This window comes from Sphingobium xanthum (genome assembly GCF_019737615.1).
GTDB classification, from domain to species: domain Bacteria; phylum Pseudomonadota; class Alphaproteobacteria; order Sphingomonadales; family Sphingomonadaceae; genus Sphingobium; species Sphingobium xanthum.
In genome coordinates, this window is the sequence record NZ_JAHKKS010000012.1 from 21302 (window position 1) to 36158 (window position 14857).

The 14857-nt window shown below is 60.5% G+C and carries 12 protein-coding genes; 4 read left to right on the forward strand and 8 right to left on the reverse strand.

The features are described 5' to 3' along the window. Window positions 1–2 precede the first annotated feature (2 nt). Window positions 3–1424, reverse strand: a complete 1422-nt coding sequence (locus KM135_RS16945) for a GntR family transcriptional regulator (protein WP_221715227.1) — start codon at window positions 1422–1424, stop codon at window positions 3–5. Between the two features lie 564 nt (window positions 1425–1988). On the opposite strand from KM135_RS16945, the gene KM135_RS16950 reads away from it, so the two are divergent. Beyond that, window positions 1989–2762: a helix-turn-helix domain-containing protein gene (locus KM135_RS16950; protein WP_221715228.1), complete on the forward strand. Its 774-nt coding sequence runs from the start codon at window positions 1989–1991 to the stop codon at window positions 2760–2762. A gap of 47 nt (window positions 2763–2809) precedes the next feature. Here KM135_RS16950 and maiA read toward each other — a convergent pair whose 3' ends face one another. From maiA to KM135_RS16980, 6 genes are read right to left on the reverse strand one after another with little or no spacing between them, the layout of a single operon-like run. Continuing rightward, window positions 2810–3490: a maleylacetoacetate isomerase gene (gene maiA, locus KM135_RS16955; protein WP_425517087.1), complete on the reverse strand. Its 681-nt coding sequence runs from the start codon at window positions 3488–3490 to the stop codon at window positions 2810–2812. Further along, window positions 3457–4758, reverse strand: a complete 1302-nt coding sequence (gene fahA, locus KM135_RS16960) for a fumarylacetoacetase (RefSeq protein ID WP_221715229.1) — start codon at window positions 4756–4758, stop codon at window positions 3457–3459. Before fahA ends, maiA begins: the two co-directional genes overlap by 34 nt. After that, window positions 4755–6026: a homogentisate 1,2-dioxygenase gene (hmgA, locus tag KM135_RS16965; RefSeq protein WP_221715320.1), complete on the reverse strand. Its 1272-nt coding sequence runs from the start codon at window positions 6024–6026 to the stop codon at window positions 4755–4757. Before hmgA ends, fahA begins: the two co-directional genes overlap by 4 nt. An 11-nt stretch (window positions 6027–6037) precedes the next feature. Further along, window positions 6038–6250 carry a DUF2783 domain-containing protein gene (locus KM135_RS16970; protein WP_221715230.1) on the reverse strand — a complete coding sequence of 71 codons (213 nt, stop codon included), beginning with the start codon at window positions 6248–6250 and terminating at the stop codon, window positions 6038–6040. Then, window positions 6247–7833: an FAD-dependent oxidoreductase gene (locus KM135_RS16975; protein ID WP_221715231.1), complete on the reverse strand. Its 1587-nt coding sequence runs from the start codon at window positions 7831–7833 to the stop codon at window positions 6247–6249. The genes KM135_RS16970 and KM135_RS16975 overlap by 4 nt, the downstream gene beginning before the upstream one ends. 5 nt (window positions 7834–7838) lie before the next feature. Next, entirely contained in the window at window positions 7839–8798 is a 960-nt protein-coding gene (locus KM135_RS16980; protein WP_221715232.1) for an MBL fold metallo-hydrolase, read from the reverse strand. 164 nt (window positions 8799–8962) lie between these two features. On the opposite strand from KM135_RS16980, the gene KM135_RS16985 reads away from it, so the two are divergent. Together KM135_RS16985 and KM135_RS16990 are read left to right on the forward strand one after the other, a co-directional pair. Next, window positions 8963–9340: an STAS/SEC14 domain-containing protein gene (locus tag KM135_RS16985; RefSeq protein WP_221715233.1), complete on the forward strand. Its 378-nt coding sequence runs from the start codon at window positions 8963–8965 to the stop codon at window positions 9338–9340. A 254-nt stretch (window positions 9341–9594) separates the two neighbouring features. After that, window positions 9595–11304, forward strand: coding sequence for an amidohydrolase (locus KM135_RS16990; RefSeq protein WP_246606265.1), 1710 nt, complete (start codon window positions 9595–9597; stop codon window positions 11302–11304). Window positions 11305–11865: 561 nt separating this feature from the next. Here KM135_RS16990 and KM135_RS16995 read toward each other — a convergent pair. Then, window positions 11866–13593: an amidohydrolase gene (locus tag KM135_RS16995; RefSeq protein ID WP_221715235.1), complete on the reverse strand. Its 1728-nt coding sequence runs from the start codon at window positions 13591–13593 to the stop codon at window positions 11866–11868. Between the two features lie 265 nt (window positions 13594–13858). On the opposite strand from KM135_RS16995, the gene qhpR reads away from it, so the two are divergent. Further along, window positions 13859–14854, forward strand: a complete 996-nt coding sequence (qhpR, locus tag KM135_RS17000) for an AraC-like transcriptional regulator QhpR (protein WP_221715236.1) — start codon at window positions 13859–13861, stop codon at window positions 14852–14854. The last annotated feature ends 3 nt before the right edge of the window (window positions 14855–14857 follow it).

Genomic DNA, 14857 nt, shown 5'->3' on the forward strand with positions numbered 1-14857 from the left:
GCTCAGATCGGTCGATTCTTGCTCATCGCCAACATGACTCGCGAAGATTCCTGTTTGGCCCAGTCTAATCTAGCTTTGTCTGCCGGATCCATTTCGGCCAGCAGCCGCCGAAGCAGATCAAAATACTCAGCTTGCATGCCCGCAGCCAGGCGCTCGACGAACAAGGGATGAAAGCGCGCTTCATAGGCCGCGACACAGCGTGAAAACAGATCGATGATCGGACTGTTCGCGAGTTGCGAAACATATTGAACAAGCCGCAGCAGATCGTAGCGGTCGATCAGGTCACCATGCTGAATATGATCGAGCAACGTCATGAGCCGCTCTCGCTGCTCCCCATTTGCGCGGCTTATCGCCAGCGCGGGTATGAAGCGATTGAGTTCGAACAGAATCGTGCCTGCCACCATCGGGTCCATCTGGCGACTGATGAGGAACGCGACGACTAGTCGGATGCTGCCTGGCCCGCGCACGTCCCGCACGATGAGGCCATTTCCACGGCCCCGGCGGCATTCCACCAGACCATTATCCTGCAACTGCCGGATCGCCTGGCGCAGGGTCGCCCGGCCTACGCTGAACCGTTCACACAGGTCCCATTCCGACCCCAGTCGCTGGCCGGCGCTCGCGCTGCTAAGGATTTGTGCGGAAATCTTGCGCGCAACGAGGGTCGAGAGCGTGCGATCGTCGGCCATTCGCGTGGTCTCGATCCCGGGCGGCTCGAGTGGGGAGCTCTCTCGCTGAAGCCGATTATCCAGCCTTTCACCGAGTGCTGCGGCTGCGGTCATGGCCGCATCGACATCGCCCTTTTCCAGCGCCTCGCGCATCAATTCGCTGTCGCTTGCAGCGCGGCTTCCCCCTTCCGGCGGCGTGCATTCGGAGTCTAGGAATTCAGTGGTGAGATCGTTGAGACATTCGACAAAAAGTTGGGTGGCAGGTTCGCCGGTGAGTTCGGCGATGGCAGCGCATATCTGCAAATGCCCGCCGAGCCCATCGTCACCATTGCAGGACAGCAGTTCCGCGATCCGCGACGCATCGGGTTCGGCCGACACGGCAAGGCGGGCTGCCATCGGGTCCACCGCGTCGCGGGCGTCCTTCAGCTGTGCGAGCGTTATCCCCGTCATGCGAAAATAGTTGGCCAATTCCGTGCCGATTGCCTGAGCCTCGGGCTGAGCCACGATAAAGCCCCCACACGGCCCCGGGCGCAGGCGGCCCAGTCCTCTGCGTTCCAGCAGTCCGACCGCTTCGCGTGCAGCGGCCCTGCCAACGCCGTAGCGATCCGACAGCTCGCGCAGCGACCCCATTGCGCCACCGGTCGGCACGCTGTTCGACGCAATGTCGTCTTCAATCCGCCTCGCCAGCTTTTCAGCCAGCCGGGCTGCAGCACCATCTTCGTTCGTGGATGCCGAGTAAATTCTCTCCGCGGTACTCATCCGATCCTCTCGGCGCGGATTGAAGCCCTTGTGAACCGCAGTTGCAAGCCAAAAACCTGTTTGGCGCCAGTATATTTTCGTGATGAAATGTCAGTACTATTTTGCTGTTCCAACCTCTCTTTTGGGAGGGCCTCCAAGGCATTTAAGGGACTCGCATCGGCAGGATGGGCGGCGTTCACCCGCTCCGTGAAATTCGCATATCCATCGCCTTGTTGCTGATGCCGCCGAGCCGCTCCAGACTTTTTGGCCGATGGTATATTTGATGGTGGGCGGGGACTACAGCACCTTGCGTCCACACAGCAGTCGTGTTGCAGGTTGGCACCCGCCGAGTTAACAACTGCCCACGCCAAGGGCGTATGGACGACGAAGCGAAGTTATCTAGCGGCCTGAAAGCGGGGAGCGGGTCAGATGTCACCACGGACCACGCGAAACTTTGCAGATCCGGCCAGATTGGGGTTCTCGCCCGCGCTTTGAGGATCTTGGGCGCGCGCCGGCTTGCCAGGTCGTCCAAGATTGGCAATGCTCTTCCGCTGACGACCCCAAAACTGCCTGGAGAGTCGGCCAATGGCCTGGATGTCGATTGCTCCGCGCGCTGCGACAGAGGCGCGACATGTGGAAATGCTCGTCGAGCATCTCGACGATGAGCTTTTTGATGCAACTCTGCTTGATATGTTTCACGAGATCGCGCCCGTCGCTGAAGTGAACGGTTTTTGCCTGGAGGACCGGGCGCGCGACCCACGGCCCGTGGGCTGGTGTGGACTGCGGGCCGGCACCGCTCGGCGCGTCGAACGCTACACGCATGGTTTCTATCGACTCGATCCCACTCTGCAGTCGCTTCCTCCCGCTCGTCAGCGACGTGACACGCTGATTCACATTCTGGCGGCCGAAAGTGTGGGTAACGACGTCTATCGCCGCACATGCTTCGAGGAACCTTCCTTCAGTCAGAAAGTCTCGATCGCGCAAGGCGGTTGCAACGATTCCTGGACGATCATGAACATCTATTTCGGAGAGCCCTGTAGCCGCTCCAGCACCATTCAGCAGGTTGTCGACTTCGGCTTGCTGGTCGCGCCTTTCCTCCGGCGGCGTGCCGTCGCTCCGTCCGCCGTAAAAAGCTCCGAGCGCGTCGATGATCGGGTGGACCGACGCTTGCAACGCCGCTTCCCCCTCTTGACGCCGCGCGAGCGTCGCGTGTGCGCCTTGACCATGATCGGCAAATCTTCTGGAGAGATTGCCACCACATTGGGTATTCGCCCCGGAACCGTCCTTACCTACCGTCGACGGGCTTACGACCGTCTGGGCGTCAGCAGCGCTGCTGCTCTCGTCGCCGAGATACTCTAGGTCGGATCGACATTCAGCGCTCGCCATCATCTGAACGTCGATCCGCCCTAGATCGGGGCTGAATCGGCGTCAGGTTGCTGGTCCGGTGCCGCAAGGCGGAACGCATCGATCTGATTGGCCCGCGCGGCTATATCGACCAGCTTGGGAAACATCGAGAGATCGACGCTGAAACGCCTGGCAGAATAGATTTGGGGGATCAGGCAGCAATCGGCGAGGCTGGGATGATCGCCGAAGGTGAAGGCGCGGCCATGCCGATCAACCAGTTGTTCCAGCGCCGCGAAGCCAGTCTCGATCCAGTGCGCAATCCAGGCCTGTATCGTCGCTTCGCTGGCATGCACGTTTGCTCGCAACGCGCTGAGCACGCGAAGATTGTTCAGGGGATGAATATCACACGCAACAAGCTGTGCCATGGACCGGACAATGGCACGGTCATAGCTCTTGGCTGGCAGCAATGCTGGTTCGGGCCAACGCTCCTCAAGCCATTCCATGATCGCCAAGCTCTGCGTCACATGGTCGCCGTCGATCGCCAGCGCAGGAACCAAGCCCTGAGGCGAGAAATTGAGAAAAGCGCTGGCGCGTTGGGCGCCGGTCCGAAGATCATGTGTCACCTGACCATAGGTCAGGCCTTTGAGGCCCAGAGCGATGCGAACCCTGTACGAGGCCGTCGATCGCCAGTACCCATGCAGGGTAATGGTCATGTCACAGCAGGCTGCACGACTGCGCGGCACTCGCCAAAGCCGATACTTGCAAATCCCTCTCGCTCAGCCCTCGCGCGCAAGATGATCTCGTCGCCATCCTCCACAAATGTCCGGGTTTCCCCCGTCGGCAAGGTTACTGGCTCCGCCCCTCCGCTGCTGATTTCCAGCAAACTGCCAAAAGCATCGCGCGTCGGCCCGGAAATGGTGCCTGTTCCGAGCAAATCTCCGGGATTGAGATTGCATCCGTTGGAAGCGTGATGCGTCACAATTTGGGCGGCGGTCCAGTACATATGTGAGGTCTTCGTCCGGCATAGCCGCTTCGGAGAGATGCTGTTCGCGCGCATGCGCTCAGTGCAAATCAGGACCTCCATATCCAGAGCTAGACCGCCCTGATGTTGATCGCTTTCATCCCAAAGATAGGCAAGCGGTCGCGGCTCACCTTCGGAACGCGCTGGCTGCGCCTGTCGAAACGGAGCCAGCGCCTCGGGCGTAATTATCCAGGGCGAGATCGTTGAATGGAAATTCTTGGAGAGGAAAGGCCCGAGTGGCTGATATTCCCACGCCTGGATGTCGCGTGCGGACCAGTCGTTCAAAAGACAGAAGCCGCCGATGTGCTTCGGGGCTTCGCCGATCGGGATCGGTCGGCCCAGCTCATTTTCGCCGGCGATCCAGATGCCCAACTCCAGTTCGAAATCAAGCCGCCGAGAAGGACCGAATGTGGGCTCCTCCTGCCCGGCCAGTTTGAGCTGGCCATTTGGCCGGCGCACTGGCTGTCCGGACGGTCTGATCGATGAGGCCCGGCCATGATAGCCGATCGGGATATGGCGATAGTTCGGCAGGAGCGGCGCATCGGGCCGAAACAGGCTGCCGACATTGAGGGCGTGGTGAATGCCCACATAGAAATCCGTATAGTCACCGATGGTTGCCGGAAGTCCCAGCGTGCAGTCCGCGCCCGCGACAAGATGGGGCAGAAGCGCCGCCTCGTAGCCCCTGTCGCTCAGAAGGAAGGAAAGCCGGTGGCGCAAGCGGCGTCGTGCGGCGGGCGTGAGCGCAAGAAGGTCGTTCAATGTGGCGGACTGGAGGACGGCGATCAAATCTGCATCGACAAGGCCGAGATCGGCGACGGCCGCGAGGTCCAGAATCTGCTCGCCGATGGCCACGCCGATACGAGCGCGGTCGTCGCCACGACGAAAGATCGCATAAGGGAGATTTTGCACGGGGAAGTCCGAATGACCGTTGGCCGAAGCGACCCAGGCGACCAGGGCGGGATCATGTGTTTCATCGATATTGCAGGTCATGCCGGTAGCACCGCCTTTTGAAATCTGGACCAGCAGTCATCATAGTTTGACTGCAATGTCGGTGTTTCCATTGCCCAGGCCGTAGGTCGGATGACGGCGCGGCTCTCGAACATGAATGCCAACGTATTTTCGATCTTGTGCGGCGCGAGGGGGGCAGCGACGGCCCGTTCATAGCTTGCGCGATCGGGGCCGTGGCTGCTCATCTGGTTGTGCAGCGATGCGCCGCCCGGCGCAAAGCCCCCTTCCTTGGCGTCATATTGCCCGTGGATGAGTCCCATGAACTCGCTCATGACATTGCGATGGAACCAGGGGGGACGAAACGTGTCCTCGGCAACCATCCAACGGGGCGGAAAGATCACGAAATCCACATTGGCCGTACCCGGCGTATCGGTGGGCGACGTCAGCACGGTGAAGATCGAGGGATCAGGATGGTCGTAGCTTACCGTGTTGATTGTGTTGAAGCGCGTCAGATCATAGCGATACGGCGCCAGATTCCCGTGCCATGCGACCACGTCGAAAGGCGAGTGATCGAGCGTGGTGGACCAGAACCGACCTTGGAATTTCTGGATAAGCTCGACGGGCTCATCCTGATCCTCAAACCATGCAGTCGGCGTTTCAAAGTCTCGCATATTTGCCAGGCCGTTGGAGCCGATCGGTCCCAGATCCGGCACCCTGAAAAGGCTGCCGTAATTTTCACAGACATAGCCCCGCGATGGACCTGCCACCTCGATCCGAAAGCGGACGCCGCGCGGAATGACCGCGATGTGCAAAGGCGGAGCTTCGACAATGCCGAACTCGGTCACGATCCTGAGCGTGCCCTGCTGCGGGACGATCAGCAATTCGCCGTCCGCCGACATGAAGATGCGCTGCATGGAGCAGTTGCAGGCGTAGAGATGAACCGCCATGCCGACGCCGTCCGCGACATGCCCGTTGGCAGCGTATGAGATCATCCCGTCGAGGAAGTCGGTTTTATCTTCCGGCATGGGGAGCGGATCCCAACGAAGGCGGTTAGGCGACGCTGGTTCAAGAGCGGATGGTGCTGCCGAGAGCCGATCGAACCCCGGCAGCATCGCAAACCGACCATGACCGGCTGTCGGGCGCAGTCGATAGAGCCAGCTGCGGCGGTTTTCCGCTCGCGGCGCTGTGAAGGCCGTTGCGGAAAGCTGTTCCGCGTAGAGGCCGAACGGTACATGCTGCGGCGAATTGCGGCCGATAGGAAGCGCACCAGGGACAGCTTCCGTGGAAAAATAATTGGAGAAGCCGGTCATATACATGGGGATCAAGTCTCCGATTTGCGGGTGCGCGCCGCATAGTGGATAGCCTCGCGGATGAGCTGGGGGTCGCCAATGGCATTGACGAGCAGCAGGATCAGCCGGGCATTGAACCGCATGCTTTCCGCGTCGCTTAGGCCTTCATGCGCGTTCACCAGCCAGTGATAGACATCATCGACGGACGACGGACTTAGATTCGGAGTCACCGGCAGCTTGTTCATGCCAAGCCTCGTGCGCGGCGCAAAGCATCCGAAACCAAAGCGGGCGTCGGGGTCCGCCAGCGTGCTGCCACATATTGATCCGGACGGATCAGACAGGCCGCACCTGGGGAGAAATCGAAGCGACGCCGGATCAACTGCAAGGTTTCGGCGGCGATCCCGACATCAATAATCTCGACGCCGTCCGGAGCCGGACCCTGCCATCCATCAGCCAGGACAACGAACCGGTTGCCCAGCCTGTCCAGCAGCCAGCGGTTGCCGATGGGAACATCAATCACGGGACTACCAGGGGCGACCCCGCCGACCCACCGGTCCATGTCTGGCGTATTAATTCCGCTATCGGGATAGCTTATCGCCGTCGACAAGCGTCCAGAATTCACGAACGGGCGGGCGAAGGGAAAATCCTGCGCCAATTCGAGCACCGCATCCCGAAAAGCCCGGCTGGTTTCGGATTTCGGCGTGATGAAATCCGTTGATCGTGTCGAGTTGCGAATATTCTCATCCGCGGTCACGATGGCTTCCTCATCATATGTCTCAAGAAAGCTCGCCGGCGCTTCGCCGCGCAGAATGAGATCCAGTTTCCAGCCGAGATTATCGATGTCCGCAAAGCCGCCATTGCAGCCTCTGGCGCCGAAGGGCGAAACGAGGTGCGCGCTGTCACCCGCGAAGATCACATGACCATGGAGAAATCGCTCTATGCGGCGACACTGGAATGTATAGATGCTATACCATTCTCGCGAAAACTCGACGTCGGGGCCAAGCATGGCGCGCACCAGCGGTTCGACATTCTCAGGTGCGACCGCCGCTTTCCGATCGATGTTCCATCCCAGCTGGAAATCCAGCCGCCAGATATCGTCCGGCTGCTTGTGCATGAGCGCTGACTGCCCCGGATTGAAGGGTGGGTCGAACCAGAACCAGCGCTCCGAAGGATGGTCCCCCTTCATCCTGATGTCGGCAATCAGAAAATTATCCTCGAAGATCCGGCCCTCAAATTCGAGGCCGAGCATGGACCGGATCGGCGATCGACTTCCGTCGCACGCGATGACCCAGTCCGCCCGAACCTTATAGCTGTTCAGGCTTGTCCTGACCTCCAGGTCGACGCCGTCATCATCGGGCAGGACGTTCGTCACCTCATGACCGAACCTCATATCGATCGAGCTCAAGGTCGACGCGGCATCGAAAAGAATGTCTTCGACATGATATTGCGGGATGTTGAGGAAGCCCGGCCGCTTCTGTTCCTTCACCGGCAGCATGTCGAACTGGTAGACCGGATCAGGCCGGTCGCCCCAGAAAACCTTTCCGACATTCCAGCTGACGCCTTTTTCCACAATGGCGTCACCAACACCGAGCCGGTCGAAAATATCGAGGCTTCGCTTGGAGAAACAGATTGCCTTGGATCCGGCGGAAATGAAGTCGGGCCGGTTCAGGAGCAGAACCTGATGGCCTCGTCGTCCAAATTCGAGGGCCATCGCCAATCCCACGGGACCGGCGCCGACAATGGCGATCGTGACGCGCTCCTGCCCGGATGGCGGACAGGGCGCTTCACCAATATGTCTCCAGACGGGAATGTCTGACGGTCTGCCCATCGCGGTCAGTCCTGCAACTGCGCCCAAACCTCGCGGTCGCGTTCCATGGTCCAGATACGCGGCCAGTCGATCCCGTCAAACTCATCCCACAGGCGCTGAACGTCGAACGGCAGGCAATGTTCGAAGATCGGCCAGCAACCGAACTGCGGTTCGAGCGCCATATGGGTTTCGAGAAATGCCTCCTTCAGCGTCCCGCCCCTTTTGTGGACCTTGCCCACCCGATCGATCATGACGTTCAGGAATTCGCGCGTCTGCTCGATCGCTGCGTCAGTGGCCGCAAGACCCTTGGCGACCGGCCCGCGCCCGCCGATCAGATTGACGGCGCGGAACGTCTTCAGATTGTCTAGCGTGCCGGTGGACCAATCGAAATGGAAAGCGTCTCCGGTGTAGAGGGCCGCTTCGGCCTCCACCAGATCGCCCGCGAACAAGGTGCCCGACTTCTCATGCCAGGCCACGATGTCGCCGGCCGTGTGACCACGACCGCAGAAGCGCAGGTCGATGCGACCGCGATCTCCGCCGAGCTCGATCTGGAAATCATTTTCAAACGTGATGGTCGGCCAGGTGAGGCCGGGAATACCCTCCGGCTCTTTGAAGAGCCGCGGCATTCGGCCATATTCGCTGTCCCAATCCTCCTTGCCGCGCTCTTCGATCAGCTTGCGGGTCGTCTCGCTCGTCACGATCTCGTCGGCCTCGAAAGCGCTGGCGCCCAGGACGCGCACGGCATGATAGTGAGTCAGGACGAGGTAACGGATGGGCTTGTCGGTATGTTCGCGCAGTTTGACGAGCCAGTCGCGTGCGGCGGCCGGCGTGGCCCGTGCCTCGAAGCAGACGAGAAAATCCTCGCCTTCGATCGCGCCGACATTGGGATCGCCTTCCGCCGTCAAGGCATAGACACCCCGATCCAATATCTCGAGAGTCTCTGTTTTTGGTGCCGTATCGGCTGACGAGGCGAAGGGCTTGGCCATAAAAACTCCTAAAACTGCAGCCGCGCGGTCGGCATGCGGCTTTGCGACGTTTAGGCCTTCCCGGCAGCTTGTCTGTCTCTAGACCTGAGGACAGACAAGGCTTTGAGTCCGTGCCAAATCTCCCTGTTCACTGTGCGGGTCGATCTGCGGAAGAAGGGCGCCTGATGCATAAGCTCTCCTACGATCCCGAGCTCGCACTCCTGGAATATGATCTCACGGGCTATTGGTCGATCGAGGAGTTTCGACGCTTTGAGGCGGAGCTTCGCGCCTTCCATGTCCAAATTCGCGGAGATCGGACAAGCTACCGGGTCTTGGCGAATGCGCGCGATTTTGCCGTTCAGTCAGCCGAGGTCAGGACTGCCTTTGAGGCGCTTTTCGAAGCTCTGAGCAGGGAAAATGCTGGACCCTTCGCTGTCGTCGTTTCTTCCGCGCTCAACAGCATTCAGGCCAAGCGGGCTCTGCCGCTCGCCAGGGTCCGCACCTTCAATGACGATGGCGAGGCTCGGCATTGGCTGCTGGCTGGCAACAGCCTCCCGGAATAGCGCGGTTCGCGACGCTCGACGATGACGGTAGGCCTCCGCCAATTGACCTAATCTGCCAAGAAGATCGCACCACGCTGCGCCAGTCTCCTTTCCGGGCGCAGACTGGAAGCAGGACGACATGACTGTCCTCGTCACAAACATGCTGACCCTGCGCGGCGAGGGGCGGCCAGTTTCCCGCAGTCGTTAACGTCAATAATCTCCGTCGCGAAGAGCGCGCACATCATTCTGCGAGAAAAGGCAACGCCATGAAAATCATGTCAAAAATCATAGCTTCACTGTTGCTTGGCGTTGCTCTGCCGGCGGCCGCTCAGCTCAATGGCATGCAGGAAAAGCCGGCCCCGGCGCCAGCTGACACCATCCTGACCAACGGGCATATCTACACGCCCAAAGGATGGGCTGAAGCGCTGGCTATCTCGCGCGGTGCGATTGTCGCCGTGGGGGATGCTGCATCCGTTACGCCTCATAAAGCGACGAAGACGCGCATTGTCGATCTGAAGGGCGCCACTGTTCTTCCAGGGCTTCACGACATGCATGTCCATCCGATCGGGGCGGGTATCGACCAGTTTCGATGCGCCATTCCGCATGGTGCATCGCCGCAACAAATCTTCGATGTCACCGCTGCCTGTGTCGCGAAGGCCAAGCCTGGCGAATGGGTGACGGGACGCGCTTATGAGGTAGCCTCCTTCGGCGCCAATCCGCCCCACAAGTCGATGCTCGACAAGATCGCTCCGAACAATCCGGTCGTTTTCGAGGACATAAGCGGACACAGCAGCTGGGCCAATTCCGCAGCCTTGAAAGCGGCCGGCATCACGCGGGCAACGCCGGATCCAAAAGGCGGCATCATCGAGCGTGACCGCGCGGGCGAGCCGACGGGGGTCTTGCGTGAAAGTGCAGCCGGATTGGTGCGGCAGCATGTGCCCGCGCCGAGCCAGGAGCGCTATCTCCAGGCGCTCAAATGGTCGGTCGATCTGATGGCAAGTTACGGCATTACCGCGTTCAAGGATGCCGGCCTGAGCACGCCCGGCGCGATTGCCTATGCCGATCTGGCAGATCGCGGAGAGCTCAAGCAGCGCGTGATCGGCTGCATCATGTACCGGGATGAAGATCTGATCACGCAGCGGATATTGTATGCGCGCGATCGATTCAGCCCGACCTGCATCAAGATCTTCCTCGATGGCGTGCCGACGGATGGTCATACTGCGGCGATGGTCGATGACTATGAGCCGCTCGATCATGGCGCACATGGCGGCGGGCGTGAAAAGGGCATCCTGATGATCCCTCAGGACCAGCTCGACACGATGGTGACCCGGTTCGATGCCATGGGCATGACTGTCAAGTTCCACGCCGCCGGCGATGCGGCGGTGCGAGCTGCCCTGAACGCTATCGCTTCCGCCCGGAAAGCCAATGGCTTTTCGGGCTATTATCATGATGTCGGACACAACAGCTTCGTGCAGATGAGCGACATCACCCGCGCCCGGTCGATCGAAGCCGCTTTCGAATTCTCGCCCTATATCTGGTATCCTTCGCCCATCATCGCCGATATTCGCAAGGCCGTTGGCGAAGAGCGCATGAAACGCTGGATTCCGGTCAAGGATGCGCTGGACGCGGGTGCTTTGTCCGTCCCCGGGTCGGACTGGTCGGTCGTGCCATCCGTCAACCCCTGGATCGCCATCGAAACACTGGTGACGCGGCAAGTTCCGGGCGGTGGTGGCGAAATTCTTGGTGCGCAGGAGCGGATCAGCCTGAAGCAGGCGATCGACATGTTCACGCGCGCATCGGCGCGGCAGGCGAACATGGATGCGGCAACCGGCTCGATCGAGACCGGTAAGTGGGCGGACATCATCGTGATCGACCGCGATGTCTTCGCAATTCCCGCGACAGACATCCACAAGATCAAGGTCCTGCGAACCTTTGTCGGCGGTGAGGAAATCTACACCGCATCGGGAGCGGCTTCCAGCAAATGAGCGATCATGCGTCGCGGGTCGTCGGTTCATCCTCAAGTCGGGGGGGTGATCGCCGGCCTGGCGAAGGAACTCACAAGGGCAGCCTTGGCGCGCCTCTTCCCCAATGCGGACCCGAAGGCCATTGCCGAGACGCAAATGGCTGACTGCGAGGAACGATCGCCGACAGTATCCACATCTTTCGGGGCGTGCCCTATGGCGCGCCCACTGGGGCCAGTGCCCGTTTCCAACCCGCCGGAAAGCGCCATCCTGGTCCAACATTCGCGACGCGCTGGCCTATGGCACCATGTGCCTCAGCAGTTGGTTCAGCTCGAAGGTTAGCACCGCACGGCTTGCGCGCGATACGATCTGACCGGCGTTGGGCCGGATGGGCGCGCTTTGGCTGCCACGACGAGCACTGCCTGGCGTCAGATTGAAGCACGTCGCTCGGCCACCCGGGGCTGAGGATCGCGTCCAGGATCTCCACTTCCACCTTTGTCGACACGATCAAAAAATGTCCGTCGGACTTGAGACATGAAATCCGACGGGCAGAGGAAGAGTTCTCCTTGAGGGAAGGCGACCAGATTAGCGCGTCACGCCGGCGAGGGAAGGCGGCGGCGCTTCACTGTCGAAGACTTTCTCACCGGCGATAAAGGTCCACCGTGCATGGATCTTGTGGATCGCTGTTTCTGGAACGCTGAACACGTCACTGTCGGTCACGACAATATCGGCCAGCTTGCCAGGTTCAATGGTGCCGACAAGATCCGCATGGCGCATGACCTTTGCGCCATTCAGTGTGAAGATACGCAAGGCATCGGCGAGCGCGATACGCTGACCCGCGCCGAGCGTCGCTGCGCTCCCGCCAGGCTGCTGCCGCGTCACCATCGTTTCGATTGCAAGCCAGGGATTGATCGATGGGACGACCGACCAATCAGAACCGGCGCCGACCAGATTGCCGGCCTTCACAGCATCTGCGATCGGAATCCATCGCACCATCCGTTGGTCGCCAACGGCCGCGACGATGTCGCGCGTGATGGTCGAGGGATACCAGATATAGGGCGAAAACTCCCAACTCGACGACAGGTCCGCGACGCGCTTGATGTCGGAGGGATCGACGAAGCTGGCGTGCGCTACATCGTGCAGGGGACCGCCCGGGCCGTTCGCCTTGCGCGCCGCTGCAATGGCGTTGATTGCATTGCGGACAGCGGCATCGCCCGCGGCATGAAACTTCACATGGAGACCCTGCCGGTCGAAGTTGATGATCGCCGGATGCAGTACTGAGGCTGCGATGCTGCTCATGCCTTTCTCGCTCGATCCATGATAGGGTTCGAGCATGGCAGCGGTATGGCTTTCGGTCGGTACGCCGTCGAGCCCGACCTTGACGCAATCCGCCTTGAACCTGGCAGTTTCGAAGCGTTGCCGACCTGCAATCATGGCAAGGCTCTCGCCCTCACCGCCCCGGTCAGTCGGGTTCCATCGCATGCATCCGCGCACACGTTGTTTCATGCCGCCCGAACGAGACAGATCCGACATGACCTTCAAGCTTTCCGGAACCAGGCCGGCATCGGAGAAAGAGGTGATACCATAAGACAGCATGAGATTGCTGGCGACTTCGAGCCCTTGCGTCATGCGCTCCGCGCTGGCTGGCGGCACCACCGCAGCGACCAACCCCATCGCGGCCTCGCGCAACACGCCGGTCGGCTCGCCTTTTCCATCGCGCTCGATCTTGCCGTTGACCGGATCCTTCGTCGCGCGCGTGATCCCCGCGGCCTTGAGAGCTGCGGAGTTCACGAAGGCGCTATGGTGGGATTCGTCGGAGAGTATCACCGGATTGTTCGGCGCGACCTTGTCCAGAAACGCGGCCGTCTGCTGCCCTTTGGCGAAGACGTTGGCGATCCAGTTGCCGCCCTGGATCCACTCGCCGGGCTTCGCTCTTTGAGCGCACGCCGCGACGGCCTTGCTGATTTCGGCCGGCGGCGCGGCCGGACGGAACCGGCAGCTGAATTGCTCGAGACCGCCGCCAATCGCGTGAACATGCAGGTCATGCAGCCCGGGCAGTACGGCGCCGCCATTGGCGTCGAAAATCTTCGTCGTCGGGCTGGCCAGGCTGGAAATATCCGCGGTCGTACCGACCCTTGTGATTACCCCGTCGTCGATCGCGACCGCTTCGGCCCAGCCATCGGGCGTCATCACTTTTCCATTGATGATCAGCATATCAGGCGCGGCAGACGGCGCCTGGCCCCACACCGGTGCTGCACTCGCCAGAGCGAAAAGGCTCAGGGTCAGATAGGCTTTGTTCGGTGAGATTTTCATTGGTCTTTTCCCATCCCTTTATCGACGAAGACATGCCATCACAGTCGACGCCCGAACGCTTGGCAGAAGCGGACAACCGCAACTTCGCTCACAATCCCTCATGCTTGGCGCGGCAATGGATGGGTTCGTCCGACGAATGTCGTATTGACCGGTTTTCCGCTGAGCGGGTGGTGGGAAAAGTCAATTACATGACCGAAAATATCAATACGTTTCGGCCGAATGAATTTGAACTGTCACAAATATCAGGGGGAAGAGGGGAGCGGTCATGTTCGAGTCGCAAGTCTCGAAATCGGCCTTGGACGTATGGCTGGGAGAGTCAGACGTCATGGCCTCGGTGCGATCATGCGGGCGTATCGCGACCGTATCGCTGGGCGACTATGTCGCGACGACGGAGCGGATCGCGCAGGAGCGCAGTTGCCGCTCGCTGGGGTGGCGAATTGGCGATGCCTTGTCCCTCCCGCATCTGGGCGACATCGGCGCCGCCATCCTGGCGGCAAAGACCCTGCGGACGGCGATGAAGCGCATGTGCGCCTTTTTCGAGTTGTTGCAGGATTCCTCTCAACTCAGCCTGGAGGAAACAGACGATCATTGCTTCCTCGTCTATCGCATTCTCGATCCCGATATCTGGCCGCGCCATCAGGACGCCATTTTCACGCTAGCGCTCAAATCGGCCCTGTTGCGGAAGCTTTCCAACGTCTCGGCCAAGGAAATCGAGATCATCCTGGAGACGGACGATCATCAGGCGGCGCACGACCTAGAGCGCGAGACCGGGGTGACCTGCATCGCCGATGGCGAGTTCAACGCGATCAAGTTCCCGCGACGATTGCTCGATCTGCCGATTGTGTCGGACGGCGAAGTCGCATCGCTGCCACTGCCGGACCTTAACTCGCTGCTGGTCGCCAAGCGCCGCTCGGAGCCGGTTTGCGACAAGGTCCGGCGGCTGATCTACCGGGATCTGGGCGCGAGGCCGATTAATCAGGAGATCCTCGCGCATGAGCTCGGCCTGTCCTGCCGCACGTTGCGACGGCAACTGGCGGCATGCGAACTATCCTTTCAGGAACTGCTCGACCAATGCCGCATGCGTCAGGCCATTCACGAGATCCAACGAGGCCGCGCAACACCGATCACGCAACTCGCGCTGCGCCTGGGCTATTCCGAACATAGCACCTTCAGCCGCGCGTTCGTGCGCTGGAACGGCGTGGCGCCGCTGGCCTATCTGAGGCACCACAGCAAACCCGCGCCCGCCCATCTCGTCACTTGACCA